Origin of the sequence: Pelagibacterium luteolum (assembly GCF_900100665.1) — a bacterium.
Lineage (GTDB): Bacteria > Pseudomonadota > Alphaproteobacteria > Rhizobiales > Devosiaceae > Pelagibacterium > Pelagibacterium luteolum.
The window spans coordinates 324363-341181 of the sequence record NZ_FNCS01000001.1 but is presented as its reverse complement, the minus strand read 5'-3'; the positions used below and the strand labels follow the sequence as shown (position 1 = coordinate 341181).

The 16819-nt window shown below is 61.2% G+C and carries 15 protein-coding genes; 8 read left to right on the top strand and 7 right to left on the bottom strand.

What is annotated here, in order from left to right; all coding sequences use genetic code 11:
- Positions 1-37: 37 nt before the first annotated feature.
- The gene (gene dld, locus BLR31_RS01575) at positions 38-1720 is read left to right on the top strand and encodes a D-lactate dehydrogenase (protein ID WP_090590310.1); all 1683 of its coding nucleotides are present in this window, start codon (positions 38-40) and stop codon (positions 1718-1720) included.
- A 3-nt stretch (positions 1721-1723) separates the two neighbouring features.
- Here dld and BLR31_RS01570 read toward each other — a convergent pair whose 3' ends face one another.
- From BLR31_RS01570 to BLR31_RS01540, 7 genes are all read right to left on the bottom strand, one after another.
- Positions 1724-2488, bottom strand: a complete 765-nt coding sequence (locus BLR31_RS01570) for an SDR family oxidoreductase (RefSeq protein ID WP_090590306.1) — start codon at positions 2486-2488, stop codon at positions 1724-1726.
- A gap of 118 nt (positions 2489-2606) precedes the next feature.
- Positions 2607-4337 carry an IlvD/Edd family dehydratase gene (locus BLR31_RS01565; RefSeq protein ID WP_244504934.1) on the bottom strand — a complete coding sequence of 577 codons (1731 nt, stop codon included), beginning with the start codon at positions 4335-4337 and terminating at the stop codon, positions 2607-2609.
- Positions 4338-4384: 47 nt separating this feature from the next.
- Positions 4385-5299 (bottom strand): DMT family transporter, encoded by a 915-nt coding sequence (locus tag BLR31_RS01560; RefSeq protein WP_090590299.1) that lies wholly within the window; start codon positions 5297-5299, stop codon positions 4385-4387.
- Positions 5300-6511: a mandelate racemase/muconate lactonizing enzyme family protein gene (locus BLR31_RS01555; protein ID WP_090590297.1), complete on the bottom strand. Its 1212-nt coding sequence runs from the start codon at positions 6509-6511 to the stop codon at positions 5300-5302.
- Between the two features lie 147 nt (positions 6512-6658).
- The gene (locus BLR31_RS01550) at positions 6659-7666 is read right to left on the bottom strand and encodes a TRAP transporter substrate-binding protein (RefSeq protein WP_090590293.1); all 1008 of its coding nucleotides are present in this window, start codon (positions 7664-7666) and stop codon (positions 6659-6661) included.
- A gap of 49 nt (positions 7667-7715) precedes the next feature.
- Positions 7716-8993 carry a TRAP transporter large permease subunit gene (locus BLR31_RS01545; protein ID WP_090590289.1) on the bottom strand — a complete coding sequence of 426 codons (1278 nt, stop codon included), beginning with the start codon at positions 8991-8993 and terminating at the stop codon, positions 7716-7718.
- The gene (locus BLR31_RS01540; RefSeq protein WP_090590287.1) at positions 8990-9523 is read right to left on the bottom strand and encodes a TRAP transporter small permease; all 534 of its coding nucleotides are present in this window, start codon (positions 9521-9523) and stop codon (positions 8990-8992) included. The genes BLR31_RS01545 and BLR31_RS01540 overlap by 4 nt, the downstream gene beginning before the upstream one ends.
- Positions 9524-9731: 208 nt before the next feature.
- Between BLR31_RS01540 and gntR the strand changes: the two genes are divergently transcribed.
- The 7 genes from gntR (at position 9732) to BLR31_RS01505 (ending at position 16792) form a co-directional block, all read left to right on the top strand.
- The gene (gene gntR, locus BLR31_RS01535; protein WP_090590286.1) at positions 9732-10784 is read left to right on the top strand and encodes an HTH-type transcriptional regulator GntR; all 1053 of its coding nucleotides are present in this window, start codon (positions 9732-9734) and stop codon (positions 10782-10784) included.
- Positions 10785-10786: 2 nt separating this feature from the next.
- Positions 10787-11776, top strand: a complete 990-nt coding sequence (gene denD, locus BLR31_RS01530) for a D-erythronate dehydrogenase (RefSeq protein WP_090590284.1) — start codon at positions 10787-10789, stop codon at positions 11774-11776.
- Positions 11773-12519, top strand: a complete 747-nt coding sequence (locus BLR31_RS01525) for an SDR family oxidoreductase (protein ID WP_090590281.1) — start codon at positions 11773-11775, stop codon at positions 12517-12519. The genes denD and BLR31_RS01525 overlap by 4 nt, the downstream gene beginning before the upstream one ends.
- A gap of 42 nt (positions 12520-12561) precedes the next feature.
- Positions 12562-13698, top strand: coding sequence for a fumarylacetoacetate hydrolase family protein (locus BLR31_RS01520; RefSeq protein WP_090590278.1), 1137 nt, complete (start codon positions 12562-12564; stop codon positions 13696-13698).
- Between the two features lie 452 nt (positions 13699-14150).
- A complete protein-coding gene (locus tag BLR31_RS01515; protein WP_176762457.1) occupies positions 14151-15179 on the top strand; it encodes a LacI family DNA-binding transcriptional regulator in 1029 nt (342 codons plus the stop codon).
- Between the two features lie 272 nt (positions 15180-15451).
- Positions 15452-16123 (top strand): amino acid ABC transporter permease, encoded by a 672-nt coding sequence (locus BLR31_RS01510; RefSeq protein WP_090590271.1) that lies wholly within the window; start codon positions 15452-15454, stop codon positions 16121-16123.
- A gap of 12 nt (positions 16124-16135) precedes the next feature.
- Positions 16136-16792, top strand: coding sequence for an amino acid ABC transporter permease (locus BLR31_RS01505; protein ID WP_090590268.1), 657 nt, complete (start codon positions 16136-16138; stop codon positions 16790-16792).
- Positions 16793-16819: the final 27 nt, after the last annotated feature.

The window sequence follows — 16819 nt, the reverse complement described above, 5'->3', positions numbered from 1 at the left end:
TATGCCGGGCCGAACTCTTGACGACCGGATAGACTTTATGGACCAGCTCATCGAAACCTTTTCCGCCATTGTGGGGCGCGCGCATGTTTATCATGGTGAGCGGGCTACGCGGCGGTTTCGCAAGGGTTATCGCTATGGCGACGGCGATATCCTGGCCGCAGTGCGGCCCGGGACGCTGCTTGAGCAATGGAAGGTGCTTCAGGCGTGCGTCGCTGCCGATCTCATCGTCATTTTCCAGGCGGCCAATACGGGGCTGACGGGGGGGTCGACACCGTTTGGGGACGGGTATGACCGGCCGATCGTCATTATCAACACGATGCGTATCGACCGGATCGATCTGATCGATGGCGGCAAGCAGGTTATCGCCATGCCCGGTGCGACCCTCGACAGGCTGGAAAAGGCACTACGGCCAATCGGGCGCGAGCCGCATTCCGTGATTGGGTCGAGCTGTATCGGGGCATCGGTGGCCGGTGGCGTGTGCAATAATTCGGGCGGGTCGCTCATCCGGCGCGGGCCTGCCTACACGCAGTTTTCGATCTTTGCGCAGATCGATGCCGAGGGGCGGTTGCATCTGGTCAACCATCTGGGCGTCGAACTGGGCGGAGATGCGGAAACCATTCTGGCGCGGCTCGACCGCAAGGATTACGCCGAAAGCGATATTTCATACGCCAGCAATCAATGGGCGTCGGACAGGGAATATCACGACCATATCCGCGACGTGGATGCGTCGACGCCGGCGCGGTTCAATGCCGATCCAAGGCGGCATTACGAGGCTTCGGGGTCGGCGGGGCGAATCGGGGTTTTTGCCGTACGGCTCGACACATTCGAGGCGGACAAGGACGTGACCGTTTTTTACATCGGCGCCAACGATCCCAACGAACTGGGCCAGATTCGACGCCATATTCTTTCCCAGTTCAAGAACCTGCCGATCGCCGGAGAATATATCCACCGCGACGCTTATAAAATCGCGCAGGTGTATGGGAAGGATCTCTATCTCTTCATCAAGGCGTTCGGGACCGACAACGTGCCCAAAGCCTTCGCCGGCAAGAGCTGGTTTGACGGGGTGACCGAAAAGCTGGGGCTGGGGTCGACGATCTCGGACCATGTGCTGACATTTTTGGCGCGATTGCTGCCCGAGCATCTGCCCAAGCGCATGAACGCCTATCGCCACCGGTTTACCCATCATCTGCTGCTCAAGATGGGTGGCGAGGGGGGCGCCGAGGCGCGGGCGTATTTGAAGGCACGCGTGCCCGTGGGCGAGGCGGCGTTTTTCGAGTGCACGCCTGCGGAGGGTGAGGCGGCGTTCCTGCAGCGCTTTGCCGTGGGCGGATCGGTGGTGCGCTATCGCGCGACGCACAAAAAGACCGTGGAGGACATCGTGGCGCTCGATATCGCCCTGCCGCGCAATATGGTCGACTGGTTCGAGACGCTGCCGGCCTCGATTACCGAGAAAATCGAGAAGACTGTCTATTGCGGCCACTTCTTCTGCCACGTGCTACACCAGGAATATCTGGCCAAAAAGGGCGTCGACTGCCACGCGCTGGAAGAAGAAATGCTGGCGATCCTCGATACGCGCGGCGCGCAATATCCGGCCGAGCATAATGTCGGCCATCTCTATGCGGCCCAACCGGCGCTGGAAGACTTCTACCGCCAGCTTGACCCCACTAACAGCTTCAATCCGGGGATCGGAAAAACCTCTCGCAAGAAGATGTGGGCGTAGACATCACAGGGAGATCGTCAGGCCGCCGTCGACATAGAGGGTGTGGCCATTGACGAAGTTCGAGGCGTCGGAGGCAAGAAACACTGCGGCGCCCTTCAATTCGTCTAGATCGCCCCAGCGGCCTGCGGGGGTGCGGGATTCGAGCCAGGCTGTGAATTCGGTATTTTCCATCAAGGCTTTGTTGAGCGGGGTCTTGAAATAGCCGGGGCCGATGGCGTTGACTTGGAGGCCATGCTTTGCCCAGTCGGTAGCCATGCCGCGGGTAAGGCTTTTGACGGCGCCCTTGGTGGCCGTATAGGGCGCCACCGAAGCGCGGGCGAGTTCGGACGTGGCCGAGGCGATGTTGATGATCTTGCCATGGCCGCGGGTGAGCATGAAGCGGGCGACGGCCTGAGCGACGTAAAACACCGATGTGAGATTGGTCTTGAGGAGATCGTCCCATTTGTCATGGGGGAAGTCTTCGAGCGACGCCCGGTGCTGCATGCCGGCATTGTTAACGAGAATATCGATGGGGGCGATCTCGGCCTCAATTTTTGCGACGGAAGCTTCGATGGCTTCGGCGTGTGTGACGTCGAAGGGGGCGGTGTGGGTGGTGTAGTCCTGATCGGCGAGGGTTTTGACGGCGGCGTCGAGTTTTTCAGGGGAGCGGCCGTTGAGGATGACGGTGGCGCCGTGGGCGGCGAGGCCCTCGGCGAGGGCGTAGCCGATACCCTGGGAGGAGCCGGTGATGAGCGCTGTGCGGCCGGTGAGGTCAAAGAGAGTTGGCATTACGCGGCTCCGGGGTTCGCGTGGCGCTGGCTGGATCCCGGGAGTAATTCACGGGATGACCGGGTGGGCAGGGCGATGCTGGGACGGTGAGGTATGCCCACGCCTTGATGATTGCAGATCAATGGTTGTCCCTGGGCAGGCCCTTAGTCTGGGCGATGCGTTGATATTTGACGGCCGGCTTGAGGACCGCGCCATTGCCTAGCTGGTCGACCATGGAGCGCTGAATTTCCTGCCAGGGGGTCTGGTGGTCTGGATAGGGGTAGCCGCCCTGGGCGTCGAGTTCGGCGCGGCGGCGGGCGATTTCTTCCTCGGAAATCAGCACATTGACGGTACCAGTGTTGAGATCGATCCGGACGCGGTCGCCCGTTTGAAGAATCGCGAGATTGCCTCCGGCAGCAGCTTCAGGGGAGGCATTAAGGATTGAGGGGGAACCAGACGTGCCCGACTGGCGGCCATCGCCGATGCAGGGTAGGGCGTGGATGCCCTTTTTGATCAGGTAGGCGGGCGGGCGCATGTTGACGACTTCGGCGGCGCCGGGAAAGCCGATGGGGCCGGTGCCACGCATGAATAGAAGCGTGGTCTCGTCGATGCCAAGGGCCGGGTCGTCGATGCGGTGGTGATAATCCTCGGGGCCGTCGAACACCATGGCGGGGCCTTCGAAGGCGTCCGGGTCATCGGGGTTTGAGAGATAGCGCGTGCGGAATTCTTCTGAGATGACCGAGGTTTTCATGACCGCGTTGTCGAAGAGATTGCCCTTGAGCACGATAAAGCCGGCTTCCGACTGCAGCGGAGTGTCGAAGGGGCGGATGACGTCGTGGTCGACGATGGGGGTATTGCGATAGTTCTCGCCGATGGTCTGGCCGTTGACGGTTGCGGCGTCTTCGCGGATCAGGCCCTTCTTCATCAGTTCGTTGACGACGGCGGGGACGCCGCCAGCGCGGTGGTAGTCTTCGCCCAGATACTCACCGGCAGGCTGGAGATTAACCAGAAGGGGGATTTCGTGGCCATGGGTCTGCCAGTCCTCGATCGAGAGCTCGATGCCCAGATGGCGGGCGAGGGCGATGAGGTGAATGGGGGCGTTGGACGAACCGCCGATTGCTGAGTTGACGACTATGGCGTTCAAGAAGCTGTCGCGGGTCATGATGTTGGAGGGCTTTAGATCCTCCAGTGCCATATCGACAATGCGCTTGCCGGTGCGGTAGGCGGTGGCGGCGCGGTCCTTATGGGGCGCGGGGATGGCGGCCGAGCCGGGGAGCTGCATGCCCAAGACTTCGGCCAGCGAGTTCATAGTCGTGGCCGTGCCCATGGTGTTGCAATAACCGACCGAGGGGGCGGACGAGGCGACGAGTTCGATGAACTGCTCGTAGCCGATTTCGCCGGCGGCCATCATCTCGCGGGCCTTCCAGATGATGGTGCCAGAGCCAGTGCGCTGGCCGTTGAACCAGCCATTCAGCATGGGGCCGACCGAAAGGGCGATGGCCGGGATGTTGACGGTGGCGGCGGCCATCAGCATGGCGGGTGTGGTCTTGTCGCAGCCGATCGTGAGGACGACGCCGTCCAGCGGGTATCCATAGAGCACTTCGACAAGGCCGAGATAGGCTAGGTTGCGGTCCAGCCCGGCGGTGGGGCGTTTGGAATTTTCGTGGATCGGGTGGACCGGGAATTCAAACGCGACGCCGCCAGCCTCGCGAATGCCTTCGCGCACGCGCTGGGCGAGAACGATGTGGTGGCGGTTGCAGGGGTTGAGATCGGAGCCCGACTGGGCGATGCCGATGATCGGCTTGCCCGATTGCAGCTCTTCACGGGTGAGGCCGTGATTGAGGTGACGCTCGAGATAGAGCGCCGTCATGTCGATATTGTCGGGGTTGTCGAACCAAGCGCGCGAACGCAGTTTTGTCACGGAATTTCTCCCTTGCCGCTGAGCGCGATGTCGCGTTTGGCGCGGTTTTCACGCAGGAAAATGATAAAGCCCGAAGCGATGATGATGGCTGCGCCCAAAAGCATCATCGGGCGGGGCAGGTCGCCGAAAAACAAATAGCCCAAAATGATGGCCCATGGCAGGAGCGTGTATTGCAACGGTGCCACGGTCGCGGCATCGGCGAGTTTCACGGCACGGTTGACGCAGATATGGGCCAGCATGGCGACGACACCGAGGGTGCCGAGGAGGGCGAAATCGATGGGCGTCGGTGTGACCCAGGCGAACGGCGCGAGGACGAGGCCGGCGATGAGCGCGCCGACGATCTGGAAGAAGACCAGCGTCGTGTCCGGCGTGCCGCGCAGGGTGCGTCCGGTGACGACCATCAGGGCAAAGGCCAGGGTACCGATGACCGAGACGACGATGGCGAGGGGGTTGATTTCACCCGAGGGGGTCAGCGCGATGAGGACGCCGATAAAGCCGATGGCGATGGCGGCCCAGCGGACGGGGCCGACCTTTTCCTTTAGCAGGAAGGGCGACATGGCGGCGACATAGATGGGCGCGGCCAGCCAATAAGTCATCACGTCAGCAAGCGGCAGGTAATAGACGGCCCAGTAAAAGCAGAAGACTTCGGCGGTCGAGAACACCACGCGGGCAAATTGCAGCATGGGCCGGTCGGCGTTGATGATCGGGGTGAGGCCGGATTTGAAGAGGAAGGGCAGGAGGATGACGAGGGCGACGGCGGAGCGCAGCAAAAGAACCTGACCCACCGAATAGGAGCCGACCAGATATTTGCCCATGGCGTCGTTTAGCGAAAACAGGAACATCGCGAGCAGCATGACCAGAACGCCCATTCGAGTGGGCGACATGGTTTTGAGTGCACTCAGTCCGCTCATCTAGAGTTCTCCATCGGCGTTGGAGCGGCGGTGGACGGCGTCATCGCGCTCAAAGAGTTCGGGCAAGAGTTCGATGCCAAGGCCGGGGGTGTCGGGCAGGGAAATCTGGCCGTTTTTGACGATGGGGAGCGCGGTAACCACTTCGGTGTACCAGCCCGTATAAAGCGCGCGGACCGATTCCTGGATAAGCGCGTTGCGGGCGTGGAGCGAGAACTGGCAGGAGGCCATGAAGACGACCGGTCCGGTGCAATCGTGCGGTGCCACGGGGATCTGATGGGCTTCGGCCATGCCGGCGATCTTGCGGGCTTCGGAAATGCCTCCACACCATGAGAGGTCGAGCATGGCGACGCCGGCGACGCCGGTGGCGAGATAGTCGCGGAAGGCGTGGGGGTAAGCCAGCGTTTCAGACGCGCAGATCATAGCGTTGGTGTGCGGGGCATAGGCTTTAAGTGTTTCGAGGCTGTCCATGCGGACCGCATCTTCGTGCCAATAGGTGTCGTAGGATTTCAGCGCCCGCGCGATGCGCTGGGCGGCGGGAAGACGCCAGAGCGAGTGGAACTCGACCATGATGTCCATTTTGTCGCCGACGGCTTTCCGGATTTTTTCGAAGGGTTCAAGGGCGGTTTTGAGTTCTTCGGCCGTTATGTCAAGCCCGTGCGTGCGCTCGGCGGCGATGTCGAAGGGCCAGATCTTCATGCCGGTGATGCCCTCGTCCAAAAGCGAGAGAGCGAGTTCGTCGGCGCGGTTCAAAAAGGCGTCGAGGTCTTCATAGGGGCCAACGGGCTTTGCATTAAGTCCCCAATTGTCGACCGACTGGGCGCGGCTGTCGCGGATATAGGCATAGCCGGCGCAGGTGTTGTAGGTGCGGATGGTGTCACGGGACTTCCCGCCGAGCGCCACCGAAACGGGGACGCCGAGCGCCTTGCCGAAAATGTCCCAGAGCGCGATGTCGACGGCCGAATTGCCGCGCGTTTCCACACCTGCTCCGCGCCAGCCGAGATAGCCGAGCAGGTCACGGTTGATGGCTTCGATCTGGAGGGGATCGCGACCGACGAGTTTGGGGGCAACGGTTTCATGGATATAGGCTTCGACGGCGGCGGCGCCCAGAAAAGTTTCGCCAAGGCCCGTGATGCCTTCATCGGTCTTGATCAGGACCCACACTACGTTGCCGAACTGGCCGAGGCGAAGGGTTTCGACTGAGGTGATCTTCATGGGGCAATCCGGGCGGTGGTGGTTCAGCGTGCGCCGCACTGCATCCCGGGAACAAGCCCGGGAGGACGGGGATGGGTTTGTCAGTCGTCTTGCAAGAAAAGGGCGGGGCCGTGGTAGCCCCGCCCTATCTCGTCGAACGGGTGCCGATTATTCGCCGCGGATGGCGGCGAGCTCGGCTTGCGCGCGTTCGATCACTTCGGCCCCGATGGACTCGGCGCTGCGCTCGTAAACACCGGCAACAGCTTCGCGGATTTCGGCCATTGCCTCGGGCGAGATGTCGTTGACTTCAAGGCCAGCGTCGATGATGCGCTGAAGCGACTCCTCGGACAAAGCGCGGCTTGCTGCACGCTGCACCGGCTGACCCTCAGCCGCGCAATCGAACAGCATCTGCTGCTCTTCTTCCGACAGCGTGTTAAAGATCGGGCCCGAGAACAGCACCATGAACGGTGTATAGGCGTGACGGGTGTTGGACACGTAATCCTGCACTTCGAAAAAGCGCGAGGTGTCGATCGTCACATAAGGGTTTTCCTGAGCGTCGATGGCACCGGTTTCCAGTGCGGTGAACACTTCACCGAACGCCATGGGCGTCGCATTCGTCCCAAGCGTCTGGAAGGTGTCGAGGAAGATATTGTTCTGCATGACGCGGACGCGCATGCCCTCGAAATCGGCCAGGGTTTCGACGGGACGGACCGAGTTGGACAAGTTACGGAAACCGTTTTCCCACCAGGAGAGGTTCACCAGACCAACGGCAGGCATCATGTCGGCGATGTACTGACCGAACTCACCATCGAGAAGCGCGTCTGCTTCTTCGTCGCTCGAGATCAGGAAGGGTAGGTCGAAAACGCCGAGCGCGGGCTCGATGGCGACCAGTGGTGAGGTCGAGGTAACAACCATTTCGAGCGTACCCGACCGCAGAGACTGAGTCGACTGCAGATCGTCACCAAGGGCCGAGGACCAGAAGGCGTTGACTGTCCAGGCGCCGCCCGAGGTTTCATCGACACACTGAGTGAACACATCGACGCCGTCAGCGACAGGGTGATCTTCGGCAATGCCGTTGGCAATGCGGATGGTACGATCGTTGAACTGGGCATGAGCGGGCAGGGCCACGCCCATGGCCAACACGGCAGCCATCGAGGTCGTTACAAAGGTCTTCATGGATTTCTCCTCCAGAGTTTTGGTTTGTCTTGGTTGGTTTTAGATCGCATCAGCGCAGCCAGTTGAGCGGCGCCAGGACGATTTCGGGGAACAGTACCAGCAGCATCAAGACGACGACCTGGGAGAGGATGAACGGCAGGACGCCGTAAACCACCTTGCCCATGGGCACCTTGGAGACCCCGCTGACCACGTTGAGCACGACGCCGACAGGCGGTGTGATCAGCGAGATACAGGTGGTCATCACAAAGATGATGCCGAAATATACAGGATCGATCTCGGCAGCCCTTATCATGGGCATGAGTACCGGACCGAAAATCAGAATGGTGGGCGCCAGATCGAGCACCATCCCTACGACAAGCAACAGCAGCACGATGCAGAACATCAAGAGCTTGGGATTGTCGATAAACGGTTCGACAAGGCCCACGAGCTGGTTTGGAATATTGGCCGATGTGATGAGCCAGGACGTAACCAGCGCAGCAGCGACGAGGAACATGACGATGGATGTCGTCTTGGCCGCGTTGACGAACACGCGATAAAGGCTTGCCCAGGTGAGTTCGCGGTAGACGACACCACCGACAAACAGAGCGTAAACGGCGGCCACCACGGCGGCTTCGGTTGGCGTGAAGAGGCCGAACCGGATGCCCGCAAGGATGATGACGGGCATGAAAAGGGCCCAGACGGCTGCGCCGGCAGCCTTGAGGCGTTCGCCACCCGAGCTCTTGGGCAGAGTATCGACTTTTTCGTTTCGCGCCGTAATGCCCCACATAACCGCAAGGGCAATGGCCATCATCAGGCCAGGTACGATGCCGCCCAGGAACAGACCGGTAATCGAGACGTTGGCGGCAACGCCGAAGATGATATAGGCGAGCGAAGGGGGAATGACGGGCGCAACGATGCCGCCGGCAGCCATAAGGCCTGCAGCCCGAGGCACGTTATAGCCCGCATCACGCATCATGGGGACGAGAATGGCGGCGAGAGCCGCGGAATCCGCTGCGGCTGAACCAGACATCGACGCCATGATCACAGCGGCCATGACGGCGACGTAGCCAAGCCCGCCCCGAATGTGGCCTACGCAAGTCACAGCGAAATGGACGATGCGGCGCGAAAGCCCGCCTGCGTTCATCAGCTCGCCGGCCAAAAGAAAGAAGGGGATGGCGAGAAGCGTGAACGTGTTGGCTCCCGTGACCATCTGCTGGGCGATGATCTGAGGGTTGAACATGCCCATGAACGTCATGAGCACTATACCGGTGGTCAGCAGCGCAAACGCAACCGGAACGCCGATGGCTAGGGTCGAAAATAGCGACCCCAGGAAAACCAAGATAATCATATGGCGCGCTCCTCAGGCTTGACGACTTCCGGGTCTCCGGCAAAGCGCGCAATCTCTTCTTCAGACACCCGTCCGGTGACGATTGCGAAGAGGCGGTAAAGGGCGATCAGCCCAATGCCTACGGATGTGAAATAGCCGATGCCATAAACCCAGATCATCGACATGTTGACGACCGCGGCCGTCATCGAGGCGTTGATTGGGTGCTGCATCCAGGTGCCATAGAAGAACACGCTGGCTCCAAACAAGATGAGCGCGTTGCTGATCGCCATACAGATCAGCCGGCCAGTGCGATTGAAGCGGCTGACCAGGGTTTCCACGCCGATGTGGCCATTGTCCTTGAAGGCGAGAACCGCACCGATGAAGGTGAGCCAGACAAAGAAGTATCGGCTCATCTCTTCGGAAAAAGTCAGCCCGCGATTGAAGCCGTAGCGGAGGACCACATTGGTCGCCACCATAATCACCATGCCCAGGAGCAACGCTGCGAGAACAGCTTCAACGACTTTAACGATTGCATTGATGGCCCTAGACATGACCGGGCGCTCCGGCAATGTCGGGCAGTGCGCGAACGCGCATGTCCGGTATCCTCCACTTGTGGGGCGCCAGGGCCGCCACCTCGATTAGCGCGAATGCGGACCAGTTTTCCTCGTTTCCGCAATCGATCTGGACAGAGGCTTAAATGATAGCGTATGTCATTGTCAACGGCTTGCCATCATTCAACGCGCGGGCTTGAGGGAGAGGATGAGTAAAAAGTACAGCACGTACAAGGCTGTAACGCTAAAGGATGTCGCTGCGGCAGCAGATGTCAGCGTTATCACCGCGTCGCGCGCGCTTCGCACGCCCGATATCGTTTCGGAGAAGGTTCGAGCGCGGGTATCGGCGGCTGTGGACGCGTTGGGCTATGCCCCAAACGAGGCCGCGCGGGCGCTGGCTTCGGCGACGACATCAACGATCGGGGTGATCATCCCCTCGGTGACTAATCTGGTTTTCGCCGACGTGCTGCGCGGGGTCTATGAGGCGATTGAGGGAAGTGACTTTCAGGTCCAGCTCGGCAATTCGCGTTATACGGCGCGCAAGGAAGAACAATTGCTCAAAGTGTTCGCCTCACAGCGCCCGGCCGGTCTGATCGTTTCGGGGATCGACCAGTCCGAGACCGCTCGCGCCATCCTGTCGGGGCTGGGGTGTCCGGTCGTGCAGATCATGGATATCGGGCCCGAACCTATCGACATGATGATCGGGTTCGATCATCGCGAGGGCGGACGAGCGGCCGCCCGGCACCTCATCGAGAAGGGCTATCGGCGCATCGGGTTCATCGGAGCGCGCATGGACCCGCGCGCGCAGCGGCGGCTCGACGGCTATCTCGAGGTGATGGCGGCGGCGGGGCTTTACGACGAGCGGCTGATCCTCACCTCGCCGCAGGCCTCATCGGTGTCGCGCGGGAGCGAAATGTTCGCCGATTTCCTTGCTATGGTGCCAGACGCCGATGCCGTCTTTTGCAACAATGACGACATGGCGCTGGGTGCGCTGTTCGAATGTCAGAGGCGGCGGATCCGCGTGCCCGAGCAGTTCGGCATCATGGGGTATAACGACCTCGAATATACAGCCGTGAGCACCCCCACGATCTCCTCTATACGCACGCTCCGCTACGACATGGGCCGGCGGGCGATCGAGATGATCATTGCCGCAAGCCGCGGCGAGCGGCCCGACCCGGCGGTCGTCGATGTCGGCTACGAACTCAAGGCCCGTCAAAGCACGGACCGCAAACCGAACAAAGGGCCGGGAGGCCGAATATAGACATGAATATTTTGATTATCGGCGCCGCCGGTATGGTCGGGCGCAAGCTTACGGCTGGGCTTGTTGCGAATGGAATGTTGCGCGGCGAGGCGATTGCAAGGATCGAACTCGTCGATGTGATCGCGCCCGCTGCAGTTGCAGCTGACGGTATCGAGGTCGTGACGCGGGCCGTCGATATTGCAGATCCGAGCGTTGCTGAAACGCTGATTGCGAGCCGGCCGCATGTGATCTTTCATCTCGCCGCGATCGTTTCGGGAGAAGCCGAGCTCGATTTCGAGAAGGGCTACGCGATCAATCTCGACGGGACGCGGTATCTCTTCGAGGCGATCCGGCAGGCGGGCAAGAGCGAACCCTATTGCCCGCGTTTCGTCTTCACCTCCTCGATCGCCGTGTTCGGCGCGCCGTTTCCCGACAAGATCGGCGACGAATTCTTCCAGACGCCGCGCACCAGCTATGGGACGCAGAAGGCGATCGGGGAATTGCTACTCTCGGATTATTCGCGGCGCGGGTTTTTGGACGGGGTGGGCATTCGCCTACCGACCATCTGCATACGGCCCGGCAAGCCCAACAAGGCGGCGTCGGGGTTCTTTTCGTCGATCCTGCGCGAGCCGCTGGTGGGGAAAGAGGCCGTTTTGCCGGTCAGCGAAAACGCGCGACACTGGCACGCCAGCCCGCGCGCGGCGGTCGGGTTTTTGCTCCATGCGGCGGAGATGGATACGTCGGTGCTCGGCGCGCGGCGCAATCTCAACATGCCGGGGCTTTCGGCGACGGTCGGTGAGCAGATCGAAGCCTTGCGGCGAGTGGCGGGAGATGATGCGGTCAAGCTCATCAAGCGCGATCCCGATGCGATGACGGCGGAGATGGTTGATGGGTGGGCCAAGGATTTCGACGCGTCGCGGGCCATCGCGCTGGGGTTCAAAGCCGAATCCTCGTTCGATGAAATCATCGCGATCCATATCGCGGACGAATTGGGCGGGGAGTTGCCGAAATGAAGATTGCTATCGTGACCGGTGGCGGCACCGGAGTGGGCAAGGCCATAGCAACGACGCTGCTGGCCGACGGGTTTTCCGTAGCACTATTCGGGCGGCGGGGCGCGGTGCTTGAAGAGTGTGCCAGAGAGATCGATGCGGAAGGCAACAAAACGCTGGCGGTGCCGGTGGATATCGGGGACCGGGCGGCTGTAAAAGTGGCGTTCGAAACCGTGGTTGCGCATTGGGGACGGCTCGATCTGCTGGTCAACAATGCGGGGATGAACGCGCCGACAGGGTCTTTGGAGGACATCACCGAAGCCCAGTGGAACGCTGTGGTGGCGGCGAATCTTTCGGGGGCGTTTTTCTGCACTCAGTTCGCGTTTGCTCAGTTCAAGGCGCAGTCGCCGCAGGGCGGGCGGATTGTCAATAACGGGTCGATTTCGGCCACGACCCCGCGCCCGCAATCGTCGCCCTATGCGGCTACCAAGCACGCGATTACCGGGCTGACAAAGGCGTCGGCCCTCGATGGGCGGGAATTTAACATCGCAGTGGGGCAGATCGATATCGGCAATGCGTCCACGGAGATGACACGGCGGATGGCGAGCGGGGTGTTGCAGGCGGATGGTTCGACCGCCGTGGAGCCGACGATCGATGCGGGGCATATTGCGAAGGCGGTGAGCTATATGGCGGGGCTGCCGCTGGAGGCCAATACGCTGACCATGACGGTGATGGCAACGCAGATGCCGTTCGTGGGTCGGGGCTGACGCGTTAGCGTGTCTGAAAACAAGATTTTGAAAGAGGATAGGATGAGCGGATCGGAGATTTTCAATGAAGGTATCTTCCTTGGCCGTGTGCGGCTGGCCGAGGGAGGATATCCGCGGGTTGTAACGGTGCGCGATGGCATGGTTCTCGACATCACAGCCAGGGCCGCGCCGACCGTGCGCGACATTTGCGAGATGGATGATCCAGCAGGCTATGTGAAGGCGGTAGAAGGCGAAGCCATTGCCGAACTCGACGCCGTGCTGGCGGGTACGGCGGAAGGGGTGGAATTGCTTTCGCCGGTCGATCTGCAGGCGGTAAAAGCCTCTGGAGTGACGTTTGTGGTCAGCCTGCTCGAACGGGTAATCGAGGAGCAGGCCAAGGGCGATGCGGGGCGGGCCGATCACTTGCGCGGGGAAATTCTCGACCTGATCGGGGAGGATCTGTCACAACTCGTGCCCGGCTCGGAGCAGGCGATTGCGGTCAAGGCCAAGCTTGTCGAAAAGGGCGTGTGGAGCCAGTATCTCGAAGTGGGGATCGGGCCGGACGCTGAAATCTTCACCAAATGCCAGCCGATGGCGAGTGTCGGGCATGGTGCTGAGGTCGGTTTGCATCCGATTTCGACGTGGAACAACCCCGAGCCGGAAGTGGCTGTGGTGGTTTCGTCCAAGGGCAGAATCCTGGGCGCGACGTTGGGCAATGACGTCAATCTGCGCGACGTCGAGGGGCGGTCTGCGCTGCTGCTGGGCAAAGCCAAGGACAACAATGCGTCCGCCGCGCTAGGGCCGTTCCTCCGATTGTTCGATGGCGTGTTTTCGCTTCAAAACGTGAAAGAGATGGAGATCGGGCTCGAGGTTCGTGGCGAGGACGGTTTCGTTCTCAATGGGTCGTCGTCGATGAGCCAAATTTCGCGCACGCCGGAAAGTCTCGTCGCGGCGGCGATCGGGGATCATCATCAATATCCTGACGGGCTGGTGCTGTATCTGGGGACGATGTTCGCGCCGGTTCAGGATCGCGACGGTGTGGGCAAAGGATTTACCCACAAGCTCGGGGATATCGTGACGATTTCGACGCAGACGCTGGGGGCGCTGGTCAATACCGTGCGCCATTCAACACAGTGCCAGCCATGGACCTATGGCTCGCGGGCATTGATGAGCGATCTGGCCAAAGCGGGGTTGCTTTAGGGCTGAAGTATTTTGGCATCCCGCTGATGCTGGGGGCTTGGCTGGCGCTGCATGGGCTATTAAGCCGATCCAAGAGTAACGGGCCCCCGGGATATATTTCCGAGGTCCAGCAACGGAATCGACCTAGCGCAGTGGGGGTTCGGGGAATTCGACGTCCGGGGCTGGCGATGGCGGGTTTCCGGGGACGTCGTTTTCGGGCTGGGGCTCTGGGGTAGGCGGAACAGGGCGGCCAGGGCGGGGATGAGGTTCGGGAGGCGGTGTGTCGCCGAGCGGGGAGGTTGGATCGGGCGCTGTCATGATGGGCACTCCTTGGGTGTCACAAGGGAAATGATGCAGTGGCGCGCTCCGTTCCCTTGTGAATGGAGAGAGTTGCCAAGTGCGCGCCAGCTTGCCATCCTAGACCTTGGATCGATCTAAAAATCCGGCGGTTGCGTTGGGGTCGAGGGAGGATGATGGGCGAGAAATCGGCGCGGCAGACGCGCCCCACTCTCATGGATGTTGCCAAGAAGGCCGGCGTCTCGCGTGCCACGGCGTCGCTTGTGGTGCGCAAGAGCCCGCTGGTGGGTGCTGAAACGCGCGCGGCGGTGGAAGCGGCGATGATCGACGTCGGCTATGTCTATAATGTCGGGGCGGCGGGCATGCGGGCGGCGCGCAGCCGCACGATCGGTGTGATCATTCCCAACCTTTCAAATCCATTTTTCGGCGTGCTGCTGGCGGGAATCGACAGGATTGTCGATGGCGCGGGACTGGCAACGTTCATCGCGCATTCGGGGGAATCGCCGGCCAAGCAGGATGGGTTCGTGACGCGCATGCGTGAGCATGGGGTAGACGGGCTGATCGTATGTCCGGCGGCGGGAACGGGGGATGATTTCGTGCCACGACTGAAACGCTGGGGCATGCCGGTGGTCGAGGCGTTGCGGACAGTTGGTGGCGGGGCCGTCGACTATGCGGGGATGGACCAGCGCGGCGGTATGGATGGGGCTGTGGCGCGGCTGGCCGAACTTGGGCACGACAGGGTCGGGTTCGTGACAGCCAATCTTTATCATTCGGCGCATGACGAACGGCTGGTGGCGTTTCGGGCTGCGATGGCGCGGCATGGGCTGCAGGCCGTGACCGAAATCGAGATTGCGCCCACCCATGCCGAGGCGGCGGCGCTGGCCGCGCGGATGGCTGGGGCGGCGGACGCGCCGACCGCGTGGATCTGCCACAATGACGTTATCGGGCTGGGCCTGCATTGGGGATTTTCCGACCATGGGGTGGTGCCGGGGCGCGACGTGTCGCTGATTGGGTTCGACAATGTTGCCGAGACTGATCTTGTGCGGCCGGGTCTGGCGTCAGTCGCGACCGAGCCGGGAGAAATCGGGGTGCTGGCGGCACGGCTGTTGCTGCGTCGGATCGAGACGCCGGATGCGGATGTAGAGATTTTGACGGTGCCGACGCATTTCGTTGAACGAGCATCGGTGGGGGCGGTTCGGGGGTAGAGCTTTGGTTGGTAGACGGTACGGCCTGTCGGACTTGCTAAGGCTCCTCTCCCCCGAGGGAGAGGGAGTCAGGCTGCGTTTGTCGGGTGGTTAGACATCCTTCGGCGGTGTCGGTGAGAAGCCCTCTCCCTATGGGATGCGGTGGCCGGCAGGCCGATGAGGGGGACCTTGCAGCGCCGAGATGGGCCGGACGCTGGGCTTGACTCTCGGCAGCTTTAGCTTTTAGATCGATCTAAATCGCGGCCAGGAGAGCTGCGGGGAGGAGTGAGCGCGTGAACTATCAGTTCAATTTCGCGCCGGTGATCAACAATTTCGACCAGTTGATCTATGGCGCGCTGATCACGATTCAGCTGAGCGTCGGGGCGATCCTGATCGGGACGCTGATCGCCATTCCGTGTGCAGCGGCCAAGACCGCCGGTATCAAGCCGCTGGCGTGGCTGGTCAATGTCTATATCGAGGTGATCCGCAATACGCCGTTTCTCGTGCAGATCTTCTTTATCTATTTTTCGCTACCTGCGCTGGGGATCCGGTTCGATCCCAACACGGCGGCTCTTGTCGCGCTGTCGGTCAACGTCGGGGCGTATGCCACCGAGATCGTGAGGGCCGGGATCGAGTCTATCAATCGCGGGCAGGTGGAGGCCGGCAAGGCGCTGGGGCTCAAGGGGCACCAGATCTTCCGCTATATCATCTTGAAACCGGCGTTGCGGACCATCTATCCGGCGCTGACCAGCCAGTTCATCTATCTGATGCTGACATCGTCGGTGGTGTCGGCCATTTCGGCGACCGACCTTGCGGCTGCGGGCAACAATATCCAGTCGGCGACCTTTGCGGCGTTCGAAGTCTATCTCGTGATCACGGCGATGTATTTCGTTCTGTCGCTTGGGTTTTCGGGGCTGTTCTCGTTCATTGGGCGGACGGCGTTCCGCTATCCGTTGGCGCGTTAGGGGAGGACGGGAATGTTTAGAACCTTCGGCCCCAATGAAGTCTGGTATATTGTCATGGCGGTGCAGTGGACGCTCCTGCTCTCGGCGGTGGCGTTTGCCGGGGGTGCGGCGGGCGGAATCGCCATTGCGCTGGCGCGGGTGTCACCGATCAGGCCGCTGCGCTACTTCGCTCTGGCATTCATCCGGGTGTTCCAGGGTACGCCGCTGCTGATGCAGCTGTTTCTCGTGTTTTTCGGGCTCAACATTTTCGGCGTCGGGATCAATCCATGGGTGGCGGCGGCGATCGCGCTGACGCTGCACGCTTCGGCTTATCTTGGCGAAATCTGGCGCGGGTGTATCGAGGCGGTGCCCTCGGGGCAGTCCGAGGCAAGCTGGGCACTGGGGCTCGGCTATCGCGATCGCATGAGCCATATCATTTTGCCCCAGGCGGCAAAGATTTCGGTAGCGCCGACTGTTGGATTTCTCGTGCAGTTGATCAAGGGCACATCGCTTGCCTCGATCATCGGGTTCGTGGAGCTGACGCGGGCCGGGCAGATCATCAACAACGCAACGTTCCAGCCGCTGACGGTCTTTTCGCTGGTGGCGGCGCTCTATTTCATCCTGTGCTGGCCGCTTTCCCTGTGGGCGCGGCATTTGGAAGGCCGCTTCGCAATAGCGACTGCGCGCTGAAAAGTTTTCAACCCAAGGGAGAGAGTA